Annotated in this window: 19 protein-coding genes and 1 pseudogene; 3 read left to right on the top strand and 17 right to left on the bottom strand. The window is 36.8% G+C overall.

Annotated elements, in window-relative coordinates; translation table 11 throughout:
- Nucleotides 1-7: 7 nt before the first annotated feature.
- The 5 genes from xerD to CP368_RS00990 all read right to left on the bottom strand — a co-directional run bounded on the left by xerD (nucleotide 8) and on the right by CP368_RS00990 (nucleotide 7,963).
- The gene (gene xerD / locus CP368_RS01010) at nucleotides 8-913 is read right to left on the bottom strand and encodes a site-specific tyrosine recombinase XerD (RefSeq protein WP_025005738.1); all 906 of its coding nucleotides are present in this window, start codon (nucleotides 911-913) and stop codon (nucleotides 8-10) included.
- Entirely contained in the window at nucleotides 900-1,793 is an 894-nt protein-coding gene (locus CP368_RS01005) for a S1 RNA-binding domain-containing protein (RefSeq protein WP_025005737.1), read from the bottom strand. The genes xerD and CP368_RS01005 overlap by 14 nt, the downstream gene beginning before the upstream one ends.
- Before the next feature lie 129 nt (nucleotides 1,794-1,922).
- Entirely contained in the window at nucleotides 1,923-3,692 is a 1,770-nt protein-coding gene (pyk, locus tag CP368_RS01000; protein ID WP_098045652.1) for a pyruvate kinase, read from the bottom strand.
- 33 nt (nucleotides 3,693-3,725) lie between these two features.
- Nucleotides 3,726-4,688: a 6-phosphofructokinase gene (pfkA, locus tag CP368_RS00995; protein WP_025005735.1), complete on the bottom strand. Its 963-nt coding sequence runs from the start codon at nucleotides 4,686-4,688 to the stop codon at nucleotides 3,726-3,728.
- Nucleotides 4,689-4,855: 167 nt separating this feature from the next.
- Entirely contained in the window at nucleotides 4,856-7,963 is a 3,108-nt protein-coding gene (locus tag CP368_RS00990) for a DNA polymerase III subunit alpha (RefSeq protein WP_098045651.1), read from the bottom strand.
- Nucleotides 7,964-8,079: 116 nt separating this feature from the next.
- On the opposite strand from CP368_RS00990, the gene CP368_RS00985 reads away from it, so the two are divergent.
- On the top strand, nucleotides 8,080-8,298 hold the full coding sequence (locus CP368_RS00985; protein WP_025005734.1) for a YjzD family protein: 219 nt from the start codon (nucleotides 8,080-8,082) through the stop codon (nucleotides 8,296-8,298).
- Between the two features lie 58 nt (nucleotides 8,299-8,356).
- On the opposite strand, the gene CP368_RS00980 is transcribed toward CP368_RS00985, so the two are convergent.
- The 8 genes from CP368_RS00980 to uvrC form a co-directional block, all read right to left on the bottom strand.
- A complete protein-coding gene (locus CP368_RS00980) occupies nucleotides 8,357-9,913 on the bottom strand; it encodes a bifunctional UDP-sugar hydrolase/5'-nucleotidase (RefSeq protein ID WP_087176187.1) in 1,557 nt (518 codons plus the stop codon).
- Nucleotides 9,914-9,972: 59 nt separating this feature from the next.
- Nucleotides 9,973-10,161: a 50S ribosomal protein L32 gene (rpmF, locus tag CP368_RS00975; protein ID WP_003547064.1), complete on the bottom strand. Its 189-nt coding sequence runs from the start codon at nucleotides 10,159-10,161 to the stop codon at nucleotides 9,973-9,975.
- A 101-nt stretch (nucleotides 10,162-10,262) separates the two neighbouring features.
- On the bottom strand, nucleotides 10,263-10,514 hold the full coding sequence (locus CP368_RS00970; protein WP_098045650.1) for a lipopolysaccharide assembly protein LapA domain-containing protein: 252 nt from the start codon (nucleotides 10,512-10,514) through the stop codon (nucleotides 10,263-10,265).
- 6 nt (nucleotides 10,515-10,520) lie between these two features.
- Entirely contained in the window at nucleotides 10,521-11,315 is a 795-nt protein-coding gene (locus tag CP368_RS00965) for an SDR family oxidoreductase (protein WP_098045649.1), read from the bottom strand.
- Nucleotides 11,312-12,250, bottom strand: a complete 939-nt coding sequence (rnz, locus tag CP368_RS00960; protein WP_098045648.1) for a ribonuclease Z — start codon at nucleotides 12,248-12,250, stop codon at nucleotides 11,312-11,314. Before rnz ends, CP368_RS00965 begins: the two co-directional genes overlap by 4 nt.
- Nucleotides 12,251-12,268: 18 nt before the next feature.
- Entirely contained in the window at nucleotides 12,269-14,197 is a 1,929-nt protein-coding gene (locus CP368_RS00955; RefSeq protein WP_025005823.1) for an acyltransferase family protein, read from the bottom strand.
- Between the two features lie 14 nt (nucleotides 14,198-14,211).
- Nucleotides 14,212-15,516 (bottom strand): GTPase ObgE, encoded by a 1,305-nt coding sequence (gene obgE, locus CP368_RS00950; protein WP_025005822.1) that lies wholly within the window; start codon nucleotides 15,514-15,516, stop codon nucleotides 14,212-14,214.
- Between the two features lie 78 nt (nucleotides 15,517-15,594).
- Nucleotides 15,595-17,397 carry an excinuclease ABC subunit UvrC gene (uvrC, locus tag CP368_RS00945; protein ID WP_025005821.1) on the bottom strand — a complete coding sequence of 601 codons (1,803 nt, stop codon included), beginning with the start codon at nucleotides 17,395-17,397 and terminating at the stop codon, nucleotides 15,595-15,597.
- Between the two features lie 145 nt (nucleotides 17,398-17,542).
- On the opposite strand from uvrC, the gene CP368_RS00940 reads away from it, so the two are divergent.
- The gene (locus CP368_RS00940; RefSeq protein ID WP_098045647.1) at nucleotides 17,543-18,154 is read left to right on the top strand and encodes a DedA family protein; all 612 of its coding nucleotides are present in this window, start codon (nucleotides 17,543-17,545) and stop codon (nucleotides 18,152-18,154) included.
- A 100-nt stretch (nucleotides 18,155-18,254) separates the two neighbouring features.
- Complete coding sequence (locus CP368_RS00935) at nucleotides 18,255-19,640, top strand: APC family permease (protein ID WP_056945430.1); 1,386 nt, start codon at nucleotides 18,255-18,257, stop codon at nucleotides 19,638-19,640.
- Nucleotides 19,641-19,714: 74 nt separating this feature from the next.
- On the opposite strand, the gene CP368_RS00930 is transcribed toward CP368_RS00935, so the two are convergent.
- From CP368_RS00930 to CP368_RS00915, 4 genes and pseudogenes are all read right to left on the bottom strand, one after another.
- Nucleotides 19,715-20,572 carry an IS982 family transposase gene (locus CP368_RS00930; protein WP_087712523.1) on the bottom strand — a complete coding sequence of 286 codons (858 nt, stop codon included), beginning with the start codon at nucleotides 20,570-20,572 and terminating at the stop codon, nucleotides 19,715-19,717.
- Between the two features lie 105 nt (nucleotides 20,573-20,677).
- Complete coding sequence (locus tag CP368_RS00925; protein WP_098043668.1) at nucleotides 20,678-21,643, bottom strand: NAD(P)-dependent oxidoreductase; 966 nt, start codon at nucleotides 21,641-21,643, stop codon at nucleotides 20,678-20,680.
- A 68-nt stretch (nucleotides 21,644-21,711) separates the two neighbouring features.
- Nucleotides 21,712-22,524 carry a sugar-phosphatase gene (gene yidA / locus CP368_RS00920; protein ID WP_098043667.1) on the bottom strand — a complete coding sequence of 271 codons (813 nt, stop codon included), beginning with the start codon at nucleotides 22,522-22,524 and terminating at the stop codon, nucleotides 21,712-21,714.
- A gap of 44 nt (nucleotides 22,525-22,568) precedes the next feature.
- A pseudogene (locus CP368_RS00915) lies at nucleotides 22,569-23,403 on the bottom strand (aldo/keto reductase).
- Nucleotides 23,404-23,698: the final 295 nt, after the last annotated feature.

The following is a 23,698-nucleotide window of genomic DNA, read 5'->3' as shown; positions in this document are numbered from 1 at the left end:
TAATCACCTAAAGACGAGGATGTGTCTTTTGATATACTTGTAAAATATGTTTTTGAGATAGATTAGTGTAAATTTGGGTAGTACTAATATCTGAGTGTCCCAAAATCTCTTGCACTACCCGTAAATCTGCCCCATTTTCAAGTAAGTGCGTTGCAAACGTATGGCGCAATGTATGGGGAGTAACATCTTTAGTAATTCCAGCAGATTGACAATATTTTTTTATCATTTGCCAAATTGCCTGCCGTGTAAGTTGCTTGCCTCGACTATTCAAGAAAATATGCTCATCATTTTGACCAGCTTTTAAAATTAATGGATCTCGCACATCTTGTTGATATTGCTTTATCCAATGCAAAGCAACTGAACTAATCGGTATCAAGCGCTCCTTAGAGCCTTTACCCAATACTCTAACTAAACCCAAATCTTCATGTAAGTCTTGTAATTCCAAATTAATCAATTCACTTACACGCATACCAGTCGCATATAAAGTTTCCAATATTGCTCGATCTCTTAAACCCAATTTTCGTTTAATATCAGGTTGTGCAAGCAAATCATTAATTTCTTTCTGATTTAGAGCTACAGGAAGACGTCGCTCTTTTTTAGGTAAATCAATTTCAAGCATTGGATTTAACTTCTGAATGTTTTGACGCGCAAGCCATTGATAAAATTTACGCATACTAGAAATGAGCCGACTAATTGAACTAGTAGCTTTATTTAAATCGTATTGTCTTGCTAAAAAGGCATCTACATCGCTAGCCTCTGTTGGCCAAGAATTCATACCCTCTTTTTTTACAAAAGCCAGGTACTCTTCCAAATCTTGACGGTAAGCAGTAATCGTATTATTGCTTAGGCCACGTTCAATTTGACTATAGCGTAAATAATCATCAATCTGGTCTTGTAGTTTATTCTTCTCCATCAGTATTCTCTTCTGGATCTTTAATTAAAGTGATAGCACCGGCAGTTTTATCTTCTTCGATTAAGCCTGCTTTGAGCAAATGACCTAATGCGCGCTTAAATGCGGATTTAGAAATACCGAAGTAACGCTTTATATCTTGCGCATCAGATTTATCGTAAAATGGTAAAGTTTTAGTCTCTCTTCGGCGCAAACTCATCAAAATCATCTGAGCATCATCGTCAATTTCTTCAAAAGCACGTGGCAAAGTACTTAAATTTAATCGACCATATTGACTGATACCAATAACTCTGCCCTTAAACTGTTCACCTAAGCGCATTGGACGAGGCATTTGTGATTCGTGTACAAAACCTAAATAATAATCATTAGTTAAAACAAAGGCACCAATTTCACGACTAGCATAAACAGTTCCGAAAACATTTTCATTATTCATTCCATTCGGAAAGTTTGCTGCTAACTGATCAAAAATATTTTCATCTGCTAACTTAGCCCAAATTCGATCCTTATAGTCGGTTTCTAATCGCACCAAAAGACGATCATCACGACGAGGCCATCTTTCCTTTTCTCGTGGCAAGTCATCCATAGATACTACCACATCTTTATCGGGTAATCCGACATCAACAAATACACCTAAACCCGGTCGAACTTCTGTTACCTTGCCCCAGCCATATTGATCAGGCTGAGCAAAAGGTAAAAACTGGGTCATTTCTCGATCATGAGACTTGTTATCATAAATAAAGCCTTCTATTTCATCACCGATCTTAGGAATTTCGTCTTGGGTAAGCTCTTGCTTTTTTAGTTCATAAGTAGTGCCATCAATTTGTACATAATAGGCATTATCATTTTCATCAATTATTTTTCCTTTTGCAACAGTTCCAAGCATGTTTATAATCTCCTACTTTACATATTCTTTCATATACAAGTATAAAAGATATTTGCGCAAAATAAAATAGCCAGCTCGAAAGCTGACTATTTTTTTGATTAGCTAATCTATTTTTATTTTATCTTTTAATTAAAGGTTTGAGATTTCGCCTTGGTAGATAGCACCACGACGAGCATCAACAGTAATAGTTGAACCATCAGAAATCTTTTCAGTAGCGTTAGTTGCACCAACAACAACTGGGATACCTAATGATAAACCGATAACTGCTGCGTGTGAAGTCAAACCTGAAGCTTCAACAACTAAACCTGAAGCCTTCTTGATAGCTGGGTTGTAGTCTGGGTTAGTAGTCTTAGCAACTAAGATGTCGCCTTCCTTAACCTTGCTGTTAGCTTCTTCAGCTGAGTTTGCTACAACAGTCTTGCCGATAACTGAACCGTTACCAACACCTAAACCTTGAACAAGCTTGTTACCGATGATTTGTAACTTCATCAAGTTAGTTGTACCTGAGTCACCAACTGGAACACCAGCAACGATGATTACAAGGTCGCCTTCCTTAACAAAGCCCTTTTCCTTAGCTACCTTAGCAGCTACTTCAAACATATCATCAGTTGACTTAGGCTTTTCAGTCAATAATGGTTGTACACCCCAAACGATACCCAATGAGTGTTGGATCTTTTCATCGAAAGTCAAAGCAATGATGTCTGCGTTTGGACGGTACTTAGAAATCATACGTGCAGTGTAACCTGAGTTAGTTGCAGTAATGATAGTCTTAACACCTAATTCTTGAGCAGTACGTACAACTGATTCACCGATAGCTTCAGTTACATTTGAACCCTTGTAAGCTTCGAATCTTTGAAGTGCTAAAGTGTTACGCTTAAGCATTTGCTTTTCAGTACGTTCGTCAATTTCAGCCATTGCCTTAACAGCCTTAACTGGGTAAAGACCGTTTGCTGATTCACCTGAAAGCATAGTTGCGTCAGTACCATCAAGAACAGCGTTAGCAACGTCAGAAACTTCGGCACGAGTTGGACGTGGGTTTTCTTGCATTGAGTCAAGCATTTGAGTAGCAGTAATAACTGGCTTACCAAGTGCGTTAGCCTTGCGGATTAAGCTCTTTTGTACAAATGGAACTTCCATGAATGGAATTTCAACACCCATGTCACCACGAGCAACCATCAAACCATCTGAAACTTGTAAGATTTCGTCAGCGTTGTCAATACCTTCTTGTGATTCAATCTTAGGGAAGATCTTAACGTAATCTGCACCAGCTTCTTCACAAAGCTTACGGATGTCTAAGATGTCTTGAGCCTTACGTGCAAATGAAGCAGTAATGAAGTTAATACCGTATTGTAAACCGAACTTAATGTCGTCAGTATCCTTTTCAGTGATACCTGGAAGGCGAATTTCAACACCAGGAGCGTTAACACCCTTCTTTGAGCCGATAACACCAGTGTTTTGAGCTTCACAGACTAATTCTCTCTTTGAGTCGTCCTTTTCCTTGATCAAAAGGTCAACCAAACCATCATCGATTAATACGTGACCACCAACGTGAGTATCATCGTACAAACCTTCGTAGGTAACGTGGATCATGTCCTTGTTACCCTTCTTAGTGTCGTCCATTGATACACGGATCATGTCACCGGTATTAATAGTAAACTTACCACCTTCTTGTTCAGTGGTTCTGATTTCAGCACCCTTAGTGTCAAGGTCGATACCAAGAAGCAAACCAGTATCCTTTTCCACTTGACGAACCATCTTCATACGAGCAAGGTGTTCTGGGTGGTCACCGTGTGAGAAGTTGAAACGGAATACGTTTGCACCAGCTTTAGCTAAAGCAGTAATAGTTTCAATATCGTTTGAAGCTGGTCCTAAAGTACTAACAATCTTAGTTTTCTTCATTATTAAAAAAATCCTCTCCAAAAATCAACTAAATTAATATTTAGTCATTTCTTCATTTACATCCAACAACGCATAATCGCCATGGTGCTTTCCGTCAAACAGATCAAGAATGTCGTGGGTACCAAGTTGACCATTCTCCATGCCGACAGCTAAACCGCCCTTCCCATCGAGAAGCAACTTAACAGCATAGTTACCCATCTTAGTAGCATTTACTCTATCTGTGACAGTTGGTGAGCCACCACGTTGCATATGCGCAAGGACATTAGCACGAGCATCAAAATCGCCGTATTTAAGTAATTCATCCTTAAACTTATCAGCGGTCATGACACCTTCTGCTAAAACAATGATACCATGATCTTTGCCATCTGCAAAACCACGAGTGATAGTTTCTGCAATTTCTTTTACGTCGTATGGACGTTCAGGAATAACAATTGCATCTGCACCACTAGCTACACCAACACGCATAGCGATGTCACCACATTCACGTCCCATTACGTTAACAACGAAGACGCGGTGGTGACTACTTGCTGTGTCGCGAATCTTATCGATTGCGTCCATAGCAGTACGACAAGCAGAATCAAAGCCAATCGTGTAGTCAGTATAAGGAATATCATTATCGATAGTTCCTGGTAAACCAACTGAGTTTACGCCGTGGCGAGTCAAGGCTAAAGCACCATGGTATGATCCATCACCGCCAATAACGATAACAGCATCAATACCATGCTTCTTTAATTGCTCAACACCCTTTTGTTGCACTTCTTCTTGTGCAAATTCAGGGAAGCGGGCACTGTACAAGAATGTACCGCCTTCACTTATCTTGTGGTCAACATTTTCCGTAGTAAGCGGAACAAAGTCACCTGCAACCAAACCAGCGAAACCATAACGAATTCCAAAGACTTCAAGTCCATGATGGATAGCAGTCTTGGTGACAGCTCTAATTGCTGCATTCATACCAGGGGCGTCTCCACCACTAGTTAAAATACCAATCCGTTTCATGAATTCACCTCATCATGATTATTTTGTGTAATTTCTCACATCAAATAAATATTAACATTTTTTCACCCAAAAATCTCACAAAAATTGGGCTAAATTACGGTTTATTTTTATTTAAAAAATGTTAGCACTTACATGTATGGCAAGAAATAAATTCCTCTTGTCTAAAATTATTCTTTAAAATTTACTTTTCGCAAATTGGTAAGTAAATATTGCTTTTTATTTTGATCAAAACGGTCTCCTTGTACACGTAATCCCAATAAATAAATATCTCCTACCTTTAACTCTGTGCCAAATTTTTCATAAATGCGGGGAAAAATCACAACCTCTTGCTCTCCAGAAGTATCAGCAAAGCTAGCAAAAGCCATATTCTTACCGTTTTTAGTTCTAATTTGTTTAAATCGGATCAATTTACCGACTCCAACTCCCGATTCATTTAATTGGAATTGATTGAGCGGCCTACTATTGAATTTTTGAGCAAATTTTTGAACAGCAATTAATGGTGACGTAGTTGTGGCAAAACCTAAAACTTTTTCTTCCATTTCAACTTTTTCTGCACTCGTTGGCTCTTCTGCTGGCTTAAGCGGAGCATCCCCCAATATCTCAGATAAAGAAATATTTTGGCCTGTCAATTGCACATTAGCAATTATTTCATCGCAATTAATCAGCAATTCGTTACGATTCTTTTCAAGCTGATCAAAGGCTCCGGCCATGATCAAAGCTTTAATAGCATCAACCTGCAAAAACTTAGGATCTATTCGGCGAAGAAAATCATTTAATGATTTATACGGCGTGGTGTTATCGGCAATCTCTTTAGCAAAATCAACCCGCAAGCCTTTAATAGCCTTTAACCCTACTAAAATCTTTTTGTCTTTCAAGGTATATTCAAGGCTGCTGTAATTAATGTCAGGGGGCAGAATTTTAATATTAGCTTCCTGTGCATGCATAATATAATCCTGAGCTTTAGCTCCAGCTGCTGAATTTAGCATTGCCGTATAAAACGCAGCAGGATAATGGACTTTTAAGTAAGCTAGCCAGTAAGCAATCTTAGTATAAGCAACAGCATGTGAACGATTAAAACCATAATTGGCAAATTGCTCTATATATTGATATACCCGTTCAGCTACGGCCTTGGTATGACCTTGTTTAATTGTTCCAGCAATAAACTTACCTTTTTCCTGTTCAATTACATCTTGCTTTTTCTTAGACATGGCCCGCCGCAAAATATCAGCCTCGCCTAAAGAAAAGCCAGCTAAAATTTGCGCTGTTTGCATTACCTGTTCTTGATAAACCAAGATGCCATATGTTGGCTGCAATATTTTTTTTAAACTAGGATCAGGATATCTAACTGCTTCTTGCCCATTTTTTCTTCTGACAAAGGCATCAATATTTTGCATAGGACCCGGACGATATAAAGCATTCACCGCTACTAAGTCTTCAAAATTATCGGGATGCAATTTGCGCAAAACCTGGCGAATTCCTCCAGATTCAAATTGAAAGACTGCATCCGTTTTTCCTTGTTGAAATAGCTGCAAAGTTTGCGCATCATTTAAAGGAATTTGATTAGGATCGATCTTTATTCCTTGCTGGCGAATCAAATTCAAAATATTGCCTAGCACAGTTAGATTACGCAACCCTAAGAAATCGATCTTAAGGAGACCCAAAGATTCAACGTATTTTTTAGTCTGTTGCGTAACCGGTATCCCTAACGGACCCGCTTGCAATCCTGAAATTCCTGCGATTGAATTATCGCTAATCACTAATCCTGCAGCATGAATAGAGTAATGGCGCGGCAATCCTTCTAGACCTAAAGCTGTTTTAAAGAGCAATTTGTTTTCGGGTGTAGCATCGACTAATAAACGCAACTCCCTTGACTGTCGATATGCATCTTTTAACGTAATCTTGCCCTTTGAATATGGAATCGCATCTGCCCATTTCTTAATTTCGACCATTGTTAAGCCAAATGCTCGGCCTACATCACGCAATGCTTGCTTTGCTGCTAGCGTACCAAATGTCAAAATCTGTGCCGCATGATCCATGCCATATTTTTGATACATATACTTAATTACAGTATCTCTTTGAACATCAGGAATATCCAAATCAATATCCGGCATTTCATGACGAGCTGGATTCAAAAAACGTTCAAACAGCAAGTTGTATTCAATTGGATCAACTTCGGTAATTCGTAATGAATAAGAAACTAACGAACCACATGCTGAGCCCCGTCCTGGTCCAGTCGTAATTTGAACACGATGACAATAATTAATCACGTCCCATACAATCAAAAAGTAGTCATCAAACCTCATTTGATTAATGACGCGCAGTTCATAATTCAACCGTTTTTGATATTCTGCTGGAATTTTATTTTGACCAAAGCGTTGCTGTAAGCCAGTTTGAGCCAAGTAATGCAAATATTCTTCTGAAGTTGCAAACCTTTTTTGGTGATATTTAGGCAAAACAGGCTTCTGAAAAACAACTTCTGCATTGCATTTTTCAGCAACTTGCCATGTATTATTCACTGCATCATCCAGATCAAATTCATGGTATCGCTGAAGCAATTGCTCTGCTTCAACTAAGTAATGTGATCCTTCTTGCTTAGCTAAAGGCAGCACATCCTGAATTTTATTTCCTGTAGCAATAGCACGCAAAGTTTTTTGTAAAAATTGATCATGTGGATTTAAGTATTCGCTATCTTCAGTTGCAAGTAAGGGTAAATCAAATTGTTTGCTTAAACTGCGCACATAATCAATATAATTCTGCATACTTTGATTAGCATACACGCCTAAATAAAGATCAGGCGTTAATTCTTTCAAATCTCGAATTAAATCACTACCTAATTGCTTATTTGTCTCAAATAAGTACAATAATTCGCTTTTAGTATTTGCAGGCACAACGAGCAATAAATCAGTCAAATACTTGCTTAAATCTCTTAGAGTTAAGACATTATTATTTTGTCCATTTTCAGTTAGTAGATTAATCGCACTCGATAAACGCAATAAGTTATGGTACCCCGCATTTGTTTTAGCAAACGCAAGCAAGTCATATTTCTGCGTACTATCAACTAAACCATTTAAACACAGCTGCATCCCTAAAAGTGGCTTAATTCCCGCTTTTTTAGCCAATTCATAAAAATTAACCAAGCCATATGTTACGTTTACATCAGCTAATCCTACTGCCTGATAGCCTCGTTTCTTGGCCGTTTCGATTAAATCTGGAACTTTTGTAGGACTATCTAGCAAAGTAAACGAACTTAGGTTTTGAAGTGTTGCTACTTGCATAAAATAACCACCTTTCACTGCAGAAATTTATCAAATTAAGTATAACAAATTGCATTAATCTCGTTTGAAATTGCGCCTTATTTTTGATAAAATTCTATCCGAAAGAAGGAATCAATATGGGTCGATATCTAGTCACAATTGTATGGAGCATAATCTACATGTTTGTTGTAGGCTTTATTGCTGGTCCTTTAACTCAAAGTGCCTCATTCAACACTAACGATGTCAAAACTTGCTTGGTCGTTGGCCTTATCTTCGGCATTCTTTTCTCAGCAATTATTGCAACTATTACTGCTCATTCACACAAAGACAACAGTAAATACAGTAAGTTAAAATAATTATTTTAAAATTAAAACACGTGAGAATTTCAAAGTTCTCACGTGTTTTTTTGTCTTCTTAATAGAATTTATAGTTTTTCTTGGTGTCTACTTGTACATCGCCATGAGTTAAGTATTCGCTAAACATTTGAACATAATCTTTATCAAGTGTCATTTCGATTTTGTCCATACTGTATTCAGGATAGAATCCACCACCCATTGCACGATAATTATTGACAGCTAAATGATAAATCTTATCGTCTTCAATTGGCTTGTCATGCAAAGTAAGCTTAGTCAGACGTTCACCCTCTGGCTTAGATAAATCAGCTTCATATTCAACTGGATAAAAGACATCAAAATGATAAAGCATTGGCTTAGGTTTAATCCAGCGATCGATGAAGCCAATCTTGCCATCTTTGTCTTTCTTCAAAAAGCCAGCGCTATGTTCAATAATATGACGCAATTCTTTACCAGTCAGTTTAACGCGACAAAGTTGGTTAGCATATGGATAGTTTAACAAAACATCACGCATAGTAACTGTCTCATTAAAACCTTTAGCATTTTCACTCATAACAGCAGTGGCAGAGACATCGGCTTTTGTAAACCATAATTGCATTTGTTGAATCAAGTTGATGAATGGTGCCCCCTCAATGCGGCCTTTCATGGCATTTTCAATCCGTGCAGGCTTATTTAAGTGAGCTATAGGCTTGTCTAACCATTCTTGAGTTCTCTTGTCTAAATCGGCAATTTTCTCGACTACAGCAGGATCTGGATCATAGTCCTTAGTATCAATCAACTTAGTAGTCATATTGGTAATTTTCTTAGTGTTATCATCAACATCTACAATTACTTCCGCAACTGCTTCTCCGCGATAACCTGGTTGAACAATTGCAGTATTTTTAGTAACTACATTCAAACGACGGTGTTGGTGACCAGTTAAAAAGACATCTACTTCAGGAATTTCAGTTAAAATCTTATAGCCTTCATTTTCACCACGATGTGGCTCAGTAGCTTCGCCAGTTTCTGGATCACTTTCAAATCCACCGTGGTACATTACAGCTAAAATATCTACTTGTGGCCGTAAAATTTTGGCATAATGCTTAATCTTTTCATATGCGGATGCAAATTCTAGACCAGCCACATTTTCTTTAGGTTCCCAATGAGGAATATATTGAGTGGTAATACCTAAAATACCAATCTTTAAGCCGTTTCTCTTAATGATGATATATTCACGACCAAAAAACGGCACCTTAGTTTCAGCATCTAAAACATTGTCATTAATAATTGGAGCCTTATTATTATCAACGTAATAGCTTAAATAATCTAATCCAAAATTAAAATCATGATTACCCAAACAACGTGCATCATACCCTACTGCATTATATGCTTCAGTAAATTTGCGTAAATCACTATAATCACCAGTAGAATGAGCATATGAAGCAAGTGGAGAACCTTGAAGGCAATCACCAGCATCAGTGACAACAACATTATTATCACCATACTTTTTCTTTTCAGCTTTAATCACTGAACTAACTCTGCTTAAACTAAAAGGTGCATTATAATCAGTCTTATTTTGATAATCTGTTGGCAGTAAAAAGCCATGAGTATCACTAGAGTGTAAAAATACTAATTTCATCTTTCTGTTTCCTTTTCTTAGGCATAAAAAAAGACACCATCATTCCAGGTGCCTTTTAATTAGTTATTGCCGTTATCGTTGTTATTTACAACTTGACGACCCTTGTAATAACCCTTTGGTGAAACACGGTGGCTTAAGCGGTATTCACCAGTAGTTGCATCATAGTGCATTGCTGGAACACTCAACTTAATATGACCACGACGTGAACGTTTCTTTTGTTTAGAAGTATGTCTTGCAGGAACTGCCATTTAATTGATCTCCTTTATTGTAGTCTTAAGCTTCAGGATTAATTAACCCTGAATTACTCACGTGATTCAATCATACTATTCAATTAAGAATAAATCAAGATCTATTCTTGGTTCTTCTTGTTTTTATTTAAAATTGAACCGAAATATTGCTTATCTCTCTCTTTTTTATCACGGCCGAAAAACCAAGCAATAATCATCCCAATAATTACCATCACTACCAAAATAACGATTAATGGCAATCTAACTTTAAAAAAGCCAAAATTAATTGCTACTGGTGCGGTATTTAGAACGACGAAAATTACCGCAATTAAAGCGATAATTGAGCCTATAATTAGATTCTTCTCTTTTTCCATTTCCAATTACTTTCTAGAAGCAAACTTTAAAGAAAGCTTATCACCAAGTGCTGGGAATAAGTTGTAAAGTTTTGCCAATACAGCCAAGCTTAATGGCAAATTAAGTTCACGCTTATCGCTGCCAAAGAAATGGACAACTTGCCAAGCTACATCATCTGGATCAAGCATAAACTCTTGTACATTTTCCACATAGTTGCCTGTCTTATCAGCAATGTTAAAGAAGTTAGTGTAAACAGGACCTGGGTTAACTGTCATCACTTTAACACCGAATGGCTTAAGTTCTAGACGCAGTACATTTGAGAATTGAATAACTGCAGCCTTAGAAGCACTGTAAGCAGCTGACTTAGTAGTTGGAACTTTACCAGTAATTGAACCGAAGTTAATGATTTGACCGGTCTCTTGTTCCATCATGACGCGACCGACCAATCTAGTGAAGTACATTAAACCTAAAACATTTACTTGAAACATGTTGGTTACATCTTGCATCTTTTGTTCCATAAATTCTTCGAACTTACCAAAGCCTGCACAGTTAACTAAGAAATCAATATGCTTAACTTGCTTGGTGATTTCATCAAAAGCCCTTTCAATATCATCAGGCTTGCCCATATCTGTTGGGAAAACGTAAGCTTCTGCACCAGATAATTCTCTAGCTTCTGCCGCAATTTCGTCCAGACGTTCTTTTCTTCTAGCAATCAAAATAACGGTAGCACCGCGGCCAGCACTTTCAAGAGCAATTGAACGACCAATGCCACTAGAAGCACCTGTAATAATAACAACTTTATTTCTTAATGAATCTTTCATTCTTCTGCACCTTTCATTGGAATATTAACTTGATCAAAATCATTAACTAATATTGTATTCGGGAAAACCTTCTTAGCTTGATTCTCAAGTTTTTTGGCCTTGCTACCCATATAACGAGCAGAAATATGACTCAAGCATAGCTTCTTAACATTTTCCTCTTTAGCAATTTTAGCTGCTTGAACAGAAGTTGAATGGTAATAACTATGAGCCAGCTTAGCTTCATTCCCGGCAAAAGTTGACTCATGAATTAAAACATCAGCATCCTTTGCCAAACGAGCAATACTTGGTGTAGACCGAGTATCGTAAATAATGGTGACAATTCTACCTGGCTTTTCAGCACCTAAAAAGTCCTTGCCATTTAGCACCGTTCCATCAGCTAAAGTAACTTGCTCACCTCGTTTTAATTTACCCAGAAGTGGACCGTTAGGAATATTATACTTTGCTAGTTTATCAATTAAAAGTTCACCAGGGTGAGAATCTTCCACTACTCTAAATCCAAAACTAGGTATTCTGTGATCTAATCGATCAGTATAAACACGAAATCCCTTATCCTGACAAATTAAACCTGGTTTAGATAATTCCACAAACTTAATTGGATACGATACTTTAGTTCTTGATACTTTCAATGAAATTTTAACAAATTGTTCAATACCAGCAGGACCATAAATAGTTAATGGACCTACATCCCCTTGAAAAGATCGAGTTGAAAGAAGTCCTGGTAAGCCAAAAATATGATCACCATGATTATGCGAAATAAAAATTTTCGTAACTTTTCTTAATCTAATATTTGTTCTCAAAATTTGATGTTGAGTAGCCTCCCCAACATCAAATAGCCAAATTTCATTTAATTCATCTAATAACTTAAGCGCGACACTTGAAACATTACGCTGTTTAGACGGCTGTCCTGCTCCAGTGCCCAAAAATTGTAATTCCATGAAAATCCTATTCTAAACTTAAAACTTTGAATGCTTAATAATTGTCTTAGTGATAAAGGTACTGTAATATTTAGAACCCTTAATATTCGGATGAGTATGGTCATCATAAAACCATTTAGGATGATTCTTTGAATATGAATACCAGTCAATGACTATAAGATTATGATATCGTTTTGCACCTTGTTTTAGCAAATCATTTACTGGTCTTTGCCAATCACGAGTTGGTACATGAACATTGATCCAAAATACTTTTCGTTTAGGTCCAACTTCTTGCATAATCCTATTTAAATCATCCATTGAAAATGGGCCATTCGTACCTAAGCCAATCAGCACGTTGTCGGCTAAGACACCCTGTCTCTTATAACTATCTAACAAACCAAAGGCCACATTTAATTGACGAGATACTGCGGCGTCAATCAAAGCTTTAGGCATTAGCTGCTTAAGATCATTGCTTGATCCTGCCATGACGGAATCCCCGATCGCAGTTACCTGAATTTTTTGTGCTAATTCCAAATCAAGTTGAGAAATACCATATTTAACATATGATTGATTAACTGGATTACTTTTTGCTTTCTCAGCCGCTTCTTTTATAATTTTTGATTCATTTTCTTTTTGTTTTTTCTGCTTTTTCTGCTTTTTTAACTTTTCAATTAATTTAGCATTATCTGACTTTTGTTTTTTAGCGTTACGATTTATTCTTTGCGCTAACTGACTTTTATTAAAATCTTCTGCTTTAACATGAAGAGAAATCGCAATAGCAATGCTGCCAAATATTATCACAAATGCGGCTAATACGGCTTGACCTTTCTTCACATAATTTCTAGCTTGCATATCGAAAACATGAGCAAAATATTGTTTGGTCTTCTTCCAAGTAATCTTACTCATTGGCCGCTCGATTAAACGGTATGTTATTTCACTAATAGTTAAAATTAAAATCAATTCAATGATTCGATACATGACGGGATGATCGCCCAGGTTATTAATTTTAGATTCAAAGAAAATCATTACTGGGAATTGATAAAGATAAATGCCATAACTTCTTGAACCGATCCAATCAAAAAGCTTATTAGTCATAATTTGATTCCAATGACTGCTTGGATGTGCAATTACTCCAGCAAAAATGCACACAATCAATGAAAATAGCAGCATCCCACCACAATATGCAAATGCTTGTTGTGGATTCATCGCCTTAGCAAAATACATTACCAAAAGCAAAATAAAGGAAACAAGACCTACTAAGTCTAATATGATTCTATCTTGCTTTGGCACTTCTGGATTTAACACCTCTACCGGCCAAATAACAGCTAAAGCGGCTCCCAATCCTAATGAGAAAAATCGAGTATCTGTTCCGTAATAAATTCGATTAATGTCAGTTTTAGTTAAATATAATATTGCCATTTCTAATGCTGACAAAAAAGATAGCGCTAATAAGAAGTAAAAAATTCGTTTCTTCTTTTTAACTAATTTGACTAACAAAAAGATGACTAACGGCCATATTATATAAAATTGTCCTTCGATGGACATCGTCCACAAGTTCGTAAACGGCGATTCATTATTGGCAAAACGTTCAAAATAGCTTTGACCATTATTTATTTGCCAAAAATTAAAGACATTTAGCAAATTAGCAAAAACAATTTGATTTAGTTTAGCTAATAAATTCCTTTGAAAAAGAAAAATATATGTTGCGCTTATCCATAATACTGCAATTAATTGCGGATAAAGTCTCTTAATTCTATTCAAATAAAAATGGCGATTGTTATAAGAACCAGTTTGATCATATGAATTAAGCATATGATCGGTCACTAAATAGCCTGACAAAACGAAAAAAATCGGCACTCCTAGATACCCGCCGATAAAAGAATTAGGATCAAAGTGATAAAGTATTACCCCTATAACTGCTAATGTTCTAAGTCCAGAATATCCTGTAATAAACCGATTTCTTCTCATATTCATTTCTACCCTTATTGCACGAATTCAAAGACAAATTTGCCGATGGCGACATCGTCACCATTAACTGCTCCCTTTTCACGCAATGCATCATCAACGCCTAATCTCTTAAGACGTCTTGCTAAGCGCATAATTCCGTCTTGGTGATCCAAGTTAGTCATTTGAACTAATCTTTCTAACTGTTCGCCCTTAACAACAAATTCGTGTTCTCCAACTTTTTCAATAGTAAATTCATTCTTTTGTGGTGCCTGATACTTGTATTCCTTGGTCTTTTGTACAACCTTAGGCTCTTCTTCTGCACGCTCTTTTTCTACTTCTTCAACAAGCGTTGCAGTATCATTCATAAGCTTATTGACACCTTTATGAGTTACACTGGAAATTTCATAAACAGGTTCATTGTTTTCCTCTTCTTTTAACGCCTTCTTAAATGCGGCAAGCTTTTCTTCCGCACCAGGAATATCCATTTGAGAGGCAACAATTAGTTCTCGTTTTTTGGATAAATCTGTTTCGTAATTTTTCAGCTCGTTTTTGATGGTGTGATAGTCTTCAATTGCTTCACGACCATTATTAGGGTCCATTGACACTAAGTGCAAAATTACCTTAGTTCTTTCAACGTGACGCAAAAATTGAATACCAAGTCCTACGCCTTGGCTAGCTCCTTCAATTAAACCTGGCAAATCGGCCATTGAAAAGTCACGACCATCTGGTAGAATTACCATTCCCAAGTTAGGAGTTAAAGTAGTAAATTGGTAGGCTGCAATCTTTGGCTTAGCCTTAGTGGTTACTGACAATAAAGTAGATTTACCCACTGATGGGAATCCTACTAAACCAACATCAGCCAAGAGCTTTAACTCAAGACGTAAAACTCTGTCTTCACCAGGTTCACCATTTTCTGCAATTTCAGGAGCGGTATTTACACTCGTAGCAAAGTGAATATTACCACGGCCACCGCGGCCGCCTTTTGCTACTACTAACTCTTGGCCCTTTTCAACTAGGTCGCCAATTAATTCACCAGTATTAAAATCATAAACGGTTGTCCCCACAGGCACCTTCAAGTAGAGGTCCTTAGCTGCACGACCATATTGGGATTTTATTCGACCATTTTCACCACTATCGGCTTTAAACTTGCGTCGGTAACGGAAATCCATTAAAGTACGCAAACCACTATCTGCAACAAAAATAATGCTGCCGCCGCGGCCGCCATCACCGCCTGCTGGTCCGCCATTTGGAACATATTTTTCATGGCGGAAAGCCACCATGCCATCGCCGCCTTTTCCGGCTTGGACTTCAATTTTAGTCTGATCAACAAATGTAGGCATGTTTATCTCTTCCTTCCGTCTCAATCTAACTTTTATACTATACCACACAAATACGCTCAACAGCGCGAATTCTGGGTTTTACAACATTAATTTTACAGTTTGTGCTTGGGGTAATGTCAACCCTGCTGCACGCAAATCATCCACTGATGCTTCTTTAATTTTCTTCAAGGAACCAAACTTGCGCAATAACTTATTCCGGCTCTTGGGTCCAATTCCCTTAATTGAATCTAACCGGCTAGATAAAGCATTTTTAGCATGTCTTCTACGGTGAAAAGTGATGGCAAAACGGTGAACTTCATCCTGAATTCGAGTCATTAAATAAAAGCCTTCAGATTTTGGATTCAACGGTATTAGTTTTAATGGCACGCCGTTAATCGGATCACCAAACAGCAAATGGTTAGTCCGGTGTTTGTCATCCTTTACCATACCCGCTACCGGAATATTTAAATTAAGCTCATTACGCAAAACATCCTCACAAGCATCAACCTGAATTTGACCACCGTCCATCAAAATCAAATCTGGCATCTTCTTATGTTCGCGCAATAAACGACCATATCGACGGCGAACAACTTCACGGGTATTGCGAACTTCATCGCCTCCGTTTTGATGTTCAACTTCGCCTTTTAACTTATATTTACGGTAAGCCGTTTTATCAGGTTCTCCATCTTTGAATACTACTAAAGCAGAAACTGGATCTGCTCCTTGAATGTGCGAGTGGTCAAAACTTTCAATAATGTGGCCATATGGCAAGCCTAGTGCATCGAAGATTTCTTTTTGGGCACCTTTGGTCTTACGGTTGCCTAGTTCTAATAATCTAAACTTATCGTCTAACTTCAACTTAGCATTGTCTTTAGCCATATCAAGCAAGGACTTCTTTTGACCACGCTGAGGAGTTCTAACCGGTACTGTTAAAACCTCTGCTAAAGTAGCATTATCAAATCCTGCTGGAATCAATACTTCTTTAGGAAGAACACGGTTTTTTTGACCATAAAATTGCACAATAAAAGAAGTAAAGGCGTCTTCTGGATCAGTGGTGTCAGTCAATGGAAACATGCGCGTCTCACGCCGCAATAATTTGGCCTGACGCAAGAAGAAAATCTGAATAGAAATCCATGATTTATCAACATAATAGTTAAAAATATCACGTTGAGTATTATCATTAGAAATAATTTTCTGCTTTTCAACAGTTTCTTCAATATATTTTAACTGATCACGTATCTCCGCAGCTCTTTCAAATTCAAGCTGTTCAGAAGCCTGCTCCATTTTTTGAGTTAAATCTTGCTTAACTGCACCGATATCTCCATTCAAAAAACGTTTGATCTTTTTAATCTGCTCATCGTACTCCTTTTGAGGAACCTTTTTAAAGCAAGCACCTAAGCATTGCCCCATATGATAATAAAGACATGGGCGTCCTTGATAACCATGACAGCGTCTTAATGGAAAAACTTTTTGAATAAACTTCAAGGTAGCCTGTGCAGCATAGACATTGGGATAAGGCCCAAAATAGTAGCCACCATCTTTACGTACAATACTTGTTAAACGTGTCTGAGGATCATGTTCCCGTGTAATTTCAATATACGGATAGCCTGTCCCTTGCTTTAATTGCACATTGTAATATGGTTGGTATTTCTTGATTAAAGTAATTTCTAATAAAAAGGCTTCTTTGTCTGTAGAAACAGTAATGATGTCATAATCTCTAATTTCACGAACAAGTTCTGCCCTTCGTCCTACTTGTTTGCTTTTAAAATAAGAACGTACTCTATTTTTTAGATTTTTAGATTTGCCAACATAAATAACCGTACCATTAATATCTTTCATCAAATAACAGCCCGGTTTCTCTGGTAAAAGTTTTAATTTATTTTCAATTAATTGTGTTGCCATTATTCTCATCCTAACAAAAATTCGTATGTAATAGTGTACCACAGCTTTTTTAAGAAGATATTAACTTTGCTCACAAGCCATAGCTATTTATATCAAAATTTGCTAAATTAAATGTACATTGTTATAGAAATATAGAGGATACATGATGACTAATTTTGTTTTTGACTTAATCAACCAATTTGGCTACATGGCCATCAGTTTTCTAATTGCTATCGAAAACGTTTTTCCGCCAATTCCTTCCGAAGTAATTCTTTCTTTCGCTGGCTTTGCTACACACCACTCACAAATGACAGTTGTGGGAACAATTATTGCCTCTACTATTGGTGCAGTACTTGGAGCCTTAATTTTATACGGTGTTGGTTGGTTCCTAAATGAAGAGCGTTTAGAACGCATCCTAGATCACAAAGCGTTCAAAATGCTTGGCTTTAAAAGAGGAGATGTACAAAAGGCCATTAATTGGTTTGATAAGTATGGCACAGGCGCTATTTTCTACGGACGCTGCATCCCTGTCGTACGAAGCTTTATCTCTATTCCAGCAGGAACCGCAAAAGTAAAAATGTCTAAGTTCTTAATTTACACTACCTTAGGAAGCTTAGTCTGGAATACAATTTTAGTAGCTTTAGGTTCATACATGGGAGAAAAATGGCAAGTTATTGTTACTATCTTTGAAGAATACTCTTTAATCATTGCCGGCTTAAGTGTGGTCACAATGATCTGCTTTTCATTCAAGTGGTACAAACAAAAAATTAAGAATTAACACAAAAAGTCCTATTTATTGCAAAATAGGGCTTTTTATTCTTCAAAAAATTAAAAATATAATGTAAAATTAATCTAACTTTATTTTAAGGGATGATGTAATGAGATTTAATATTTTCAGAAAACAAAGCATTCAAAATTATCTAGGTAAAGATATTAAATTTGCCAAGACAATGAATGCAGTAGACTTAATGTCCCTCGGGGTAGGTGCTGTAATTGGTACTGGGATTTTCATCTTACCAGGAACAGTAGCAGCTACCCTAGCCGGGCCAGGTGTAAGTTTATCATTCGTAGTAGCTGCTATAGTTTGTGCGCTTGCAGGGATGTGTTACGCCGAATTTGCTTCAGCTATTCCAGTTGCTGGTAGTGCCTATTCATACGGGAATATTGTGTACGGTGAATTTGCCGGCTGGATTATCGGTTGGGCTTTAATTCTTGAATACATGCTCTCTGTAGCTACAGTAGCCGCTGGTTGGTCCTCTTATTTCAGCTCTTTTATTAGTCCATTCGGCCTCAAAATTCCCCATGCCGTTTCAGGGCCAATGGATCTAAGTCATGGTGTTTATTTTGACCTAGTGTCCGTTTTAATCATTCTCTTGATCAGTATTTTGCTTTCTCGAGGAATGAAAAATTCAATTAAGATCAATATCGTAGCAGTATTTATCAAAATTGCTATTATCTTAATTTTCATCTTTGCCGGCTTACACTTTATTAAACCAGCAAATTATCATCCATTTTTGCCATATCATTTTTCAGGCGTAATCAAGGGAGCAACCACGGTTTTCTTTGCCTTTCTTGGATTCGATGTAGTTTCTTCTTCCGCTGCCGAAGTTAAAAATCCTAAGAAAAACATGCCACTAGGAATTATTGGTACTTTAGCAATTGCAGCTCTGCTATACTTTGGCGTATCAATTGTCTTAACAGGAATGGTTAACTATACCAAATTAAACGTTTCTAACCCTGTTGCTTTTGCTTTACAATACGTTCACCAAAATTGGGTGGCAGAATTGCTGTCATTTGGGGCAATGCTCGGAATGGCTACTATGATGTTGACTATGATTTATTCAAGTTCTCGTTTAATTTATGCCATGGCTAGAGATGGCCTGCTTCCAACTACTTTCAGCAAGTTAGACAAAAAACACAATTCTCCTCAAAACGCATTAGTAGTAGTAACTATTATTATTGCTCTTGGTGCAGCATTCTTCTCAGTAGATCAATTAGCTAACTTGGTTAACTTCGGTACTCTTTTTGCCTTTACGTTAGTATCTTTCGGTATTTTAAAACTAAGAAAAAGAACAGATATTACCAACGATGGCTTCAAAGTTCCAGGTTATCCATACTTACCTATTATTTCTAGTTTAATCTGTATCTTTATGATTTGTCATTTAAGTTCTGAAGTATATCTAATGGCTGTCATTTGGCTAGTAATTGGAACTGTTATTTACTTTGTCTACGGCTACCATCACAGCCAACTCGATCACGACTAACATACCCAAAATTATGTAAAATAAAAACAGCAATTTCAAAATTGCTGTTTTTTATATTGTCTTTACGCGTGGTGCTAGTTAAATCGTTCTAGGCAATATGCCATATTATAAGCTAAAATGGCTATTTCTAGCCGCTGCTGAAAACCAGCTAAGCTCCTTGCTCGGTTATTTTCAGCGTTATAGTAACTGAGCAAAGAAAAATCGCTTTCAATTGTTCTTCTAATTGCCATCAGTTGATGATCGTTATGCTTTTTAGCGCCTTCCATGTTTCTTCGATATGGTGTCCAAAGCACATAGCCCATACCTTTTAACTCGGTAGCTAAATCTTTTCCTAAGTAGCCTTCATCGCCCAAAAGATAATGGTTAATTGGATGAGCATTAATCATCAATTCTACTGTTTCTTTGGCATCATGCACTGATGCTCTAGTGACTGCGTAGTCAAGCACATAGCCGTCATCACTTACTAGCGCGTGAACCTTGAAGCCGTAATAATAGATTTTTTTAGTGGCTTTATAGCCGATATCAGCTATGCCACGAAAGATCTTGACGCGATAGTTGCGGATGGGCTGACAAACTGGAACTGGGAAGCTGTCAATGATTAAGAATTCTCCAGCTGTTTTTACTTCTTGATTCCAATCTTGACGGATACAGCGCATTAAAGGCATAAGCATTCGTGCCCGACGATTAAAGCGAGAATGAGACAAACCGACAAAGAATTTACAAAATCTTCTTTGAGATTCGATACCAATTTCAGTTTGCCAAATAAGCATCGCTAAGATAGAGCTGTCAGAAATTTTAACCTGATCAACATTTTTACGGTGCTTCAATTCATCAGGAGCACAAAACTTGTACAAGGAACGACAAATTACATTTAGACGAGCAAAGCTAACTTGTAAATGGTGAGAAAAACGATCAAGCTTGAGGTAGTTCAATTAGATCAGACTCTTTTCTATTTAATTTAAGTTACAACTTGAGTCTAATCCGATTGGACTTTTTTATTAACTAAAACGACTTAACTAGCACCACGCGTATTGTCTTTAATTAATTTGATTGATGGCTTTGCCATCCTTAAAGAAGGATAAAACATTATTGGCTGCTTCTTTAGATAAATTAAATCTAGCAACATGAGTAGCTGAACCAACATGTGGAGTCATAATTACATTGTCCATCTCCACTAATTCTTGTCTAGGATGTGGCTCTTTTTCAAAGACATCTAATGCTGCACCAGCAATTTCATCATTCTTTAAAGCAGAAATCAAAGCGTCACTATCAACTAAAGAACCGCGAGCTACATTGATTAAAAATGCAGTGTCCTTCATTTGTTTAAACACATCGGCATTAATAATGTGGTAAGTTTCATCGGTTGCAGGAGCATGTAAACTTAAGAAATCAGCATTCTTAATTAATTCATCAAAGTCAACATACTTAGCATCAAGTTCTGCTTCAATTTTTTCATCAAGTTGATGACGATTATGATAGATAACCTTCATCCCCAATGCCTTAGCAAAACGAGCAACTTGCTGACCGATTCTACCCATGCCTAAAATTCCCAAGGTTTTGCCTTCGATTGAATAGCCTTGATTATCATATTCATCAGCATTTAAAAATACGCCTTCACGTAAAGTATGATCATAGTAACGAATTCGACGTGCAGAAGCTAAAATCATTGTTAGAGCTAATTCAGCAGTTGGACGCAGAACACTTTCAGGACAATTTGAAACTACAATTTCGTTTTCCTTTGCATATTCCGTATCTACATGATCAAAGCCAACACCATATGTTGAAATTATTTTTAAATTTTTGGCTGCGTCGATCATTTGCTTATCAAAAATCATCTTAGCAACAATTACACCATCATATTCGGCGATATGATCTAAAACCCATTGGCGATCATCATCTGGACGATGACCTACAGGTCCAATAGTTATATCACATACTTCTTTTAAGTCTGTCAAGGCGTCGTCTCTTAAGCCACCTAAAACTAAAATTTTTGCTTTACTCATCTTTATTAACTTCTATTTAAGTATTCTTTTCTTAAGTCAAGATACTACTAATTTGTTTAAATTAACATCTATTTTGCAAATTTATTAATTGCAAGAGCTACGCCATCATGATCACAATCAGCGGTTACGGCATCGGCATGCTCTTTAGTATAATCAACTGCATTGCCCATTGCCACTCCGACACCAGCATATTCTAGCATGGGTGCATCATTTGCCTGATCACCTAAAGCCATAACATTTTTGGGAGCGATTTTCAAATAATCGCACAGTCTTCTTAGTCCAGCCCCCTTATCAACTCCGGCTGCAGTCGCTTCATAATAAAATGGCTCAGTTTTAGAAAAAACTACCCGATCCTTCATCTTTTGAAATAATGGACTCGTAATTTTACTATCTAAGTAATCTGGATCATCAATATACATACATTTAATAAGTGGAATGTGGCGCATCTCTTCTTGAGTTCGATAAGACACTTCTAATTTAACTACACGCGAATTATAAATTGTATAATGTCCTAAATCTCGATTAGCTGTGTAAATTCGATCTAGGCTTACGCTGTGAAAATGCAAGTTCAATTTACGTGCAATTGCTTCAAGATCAATATAATCATCATATTTCAAGCCTTGTTTGAAAATAACCTGACCATTGGTTGATTCAACTACTGCCCCATTAAAACTGACCACATACTCATTATCTTGCTTATTTAAGCCTAGTTCATCTAAATACCACTGTGCACCAGATAGAGGACGACCTGTACAAATAACTATTTGTTTACCTTCATCTCTAGCAGCCAAAACGGCTTTTTTAACTGCTGGCGTTATTTCTTTTTTAGAATTAACTAAGGTCCCATCAATATCGATTGCTATTAATTTTATTTCGTTCATTTTTCTTTCTTAAAATAAATAAGTATCGTTTATCGCAATACTTATTAAACAGCTACATTTTGGTCATTCTCCTTGAGCTTGACCAATTTTTTCATATCCTCATCACTAATTTGAAAATTGATATTCAAATTTTCTTTCATTTCCGCAACATTATCGCTCTTTGGCAATACAATGCATCCAAGTTGTAAATCAAAGGCTAACATTAATTGAGCCGGACTTACATTATATTTCTTCGCATATTTATTTTCGGATCTTTAAGTAATCGTCCATGTGCTAATGGTAAATAAGCTTCAATTTTAATATCCAAATCATTGCAATATTTCATCAAATCCATTGGTACCTTATTAATATGGACCTCAATTTGATTAACTACAGGCTTTATCGTGCCATTATTGACAATATTTGCCACGTCTTCTTGCAAAAAATTAGATACGCCAATTGATCTAACCTTACCTGCTTTTACAGCTTCCTCCATTGCACGCCAATTTTCTAGATTTCCTTCAAAATGGCGGTCGTTGGTTCGATTTACTTCAATCCAAGGTTTTGCGGTGAATGAATAAGCAATAAATCAATATACTCCAAGCTAAAACGGTCTAAGGCTTCGTCTATCGCTTCCTTAGTACCTTCATAGTCTTTAACCGCAGTTGGCAACTTAGTTGTTAAAAATATATCACTACGTTCAATATCGGAGTTCCAAATACCTTTACCGACTCCCCTTTCATTGCCGTAGTCCTTGGCAGTATCAAAGGCACGGTAGCCAACATCAATTGCCTGGCGTACTGTTTTTCTAACATCATCATTATTGATTAACCAAGTTCCCAATTGAATTTGAGGAATTTCTACTCCGTTATTAAGCGTCAAAGTCTTTCCAAATTTCACACTTTCACACCTCTATACCTTTGTTTTAGATGTCTCTACTTTTCAAAAATCAATCCATGAATAGCTTTTTACTTCCATGCTATATTTAGCATACATCAAAGTATAATCAAATCCTATACATATATTTATTTTTTCGTATGGGTTTCAACATCTTTTTCTTCAGCTTAAGCATTGATATAAAGCAACTATTATAGCTTTATTATTTGCTTAGCTAAAGTATATATAATATACAAATATAGTTATAAAAAAAGAAAGAGCTGATTTACGTTTCATCAACTCTTTCTCTTCAGTCTCT

The organism is Lactobacillus sp. UMNPBX17 (genome assembly GCF_002553735.1).
GTDB classification, from domain to species: Bacteria; Bacillota; Bacilli; order Lactobacillales; family Lactobacillaceae; genus Lactobacillus; species Lactobacillus gallinarum.
The sequence above is the reverse complement of the archived record's forward strand: the minus strand, read 5'-3'. Positions and strand labels throughout refer to the sequence as shown.

What these genes read in the sequence shown, in the direction of transcription:
- yidA (WP_098043667.1), bottom strand. Translation starts at nt 22,524, where the DNA reads ATGAACGAAATAAAATTAATAGCAATCGATATTGATGGGACCTTAGTT.
- CP368_RS00925 (WP_098043668.1), bottom strand. Translation starts at nt 21,643, where the DNA reads ATGAGTAAAGCAAAAATTTTAGTTTTAGGTGGCTTAAGAGACGACGCC.
- pfkA (WP_025005735.1), bottom strand. Translation starts at nt 4,688, where the DNA reads ATGAAACGGATTGGTATTTTAACTAGTGGTGGAGACGCCCCTGGTATG.
- pyk (WP_098045652.1), bottom strand. Translation starts at nt 3,692, where the DNA reads ATGAAGAAAACTAAGATTGTTAGTACTTTAGGACCAGCTTCAAACGAT.
- rpmF (WP_003547064.1), bottom strand. Translation starts at nt 10,161, where the DNA reads ATGGCAGTTCCTGCAAGACATACTTCTAAACAAAAGAAACGTTCACGT.
- CP368_RS01005 (WP_025005737.1), bottom strand. Translation starts at nt 1,793, where the DNA reads ATGCTTGGAACTGTTGCAAAAGGAAAAATAATTGATGAAAATGATAAT.
- obgE (WP_025005822.1), bottom strand. Translation starts at nt 15,516, where the DNA reads ATGCCTACATTTGTTGATCAGACTAAAATTGAAGTCCAAGCCGGAAAA.
- CP368_RS00980 (WP_087176187.1), bottom strand. Translation starts at nt 9,913, where the DNA reads ATGAAATTAGTATTTTTACACTCTAGTGATACTCATGGCTTTTTACTG.
- CP368_RS00965 (WP_098045649.1), bottom strand. Translation starts at nt 11,315, where the DNA reads ATGAAAGATTCATTAAGAAATAAAGTTGTTATTATTACAGGTGCTTCT.
- rnz (WP_098045648.1), bottom strand. Translation starts at nt 12,250, where the DNA reads ATGGAATTACAATTTTTGGGCACTGGAGCAGGACAGCCGTCTAAACAG.
- CP368_RS00940 (WP_098045647.1), top strand. Translation starts at nt 17,543, where the DNA reads ATGACTAATTTTGTTTTTGACTTAATCAACCAATTTGGCTACATGGCC.
- xerD (WP_025005738.1), bottom strand. Translation starts at nt 913, where the DNA reads ATGGAGAAGAATAAACTACAAGACCAGATTGATGATTATTTACGCTAT.
- uvrC (WP_025005821.1), bottom strand. Translation starts at nt 17,397, where the DNA reads ATGGCAACACAATTAATTGAAAATAAATTAAAACTTTTACCAGAGAAA.
- CP368_RS00990 (WP_098045651.1), bottom strand. Translation starts at nt 7,963, where the DNA reads ATGCAAGTAGCAACACTTCAAAACCTAAGTTCGTTTACTTTGCTAGAT.
- CP368_RS00970 (WP_098045650.1), bottom strand. Translation starts at nt 10,514, where the DNA reads ATGGAAAAAGAGAAGAATCTAATTATAGGCTCAATTATCGCTTTAATT.
- CP368_RS00955 (WP_025005823.1), bottom strand. Translation starts at nt 14,197, where the DNA reads ATGAGAAGAAATCGGTTTATTACAGGATATTCTGGACTTAGAACATTA.
- CP368_RS00935 (WP_056945430.1), top strand. Translation starts at nt 18,255, where the DNA reads ATGAGATTTAATATTTTCAGAAAACAAAGCATTCAAAATTATCTAGGT.
- CP368_RS00985 (WP_025005734.1), top strand. Translation starts at nt 8,080, where the DNA reads ATGGGTCGATATCTAGTCACAATTGTATGGAGCATAATCTACATGTTT.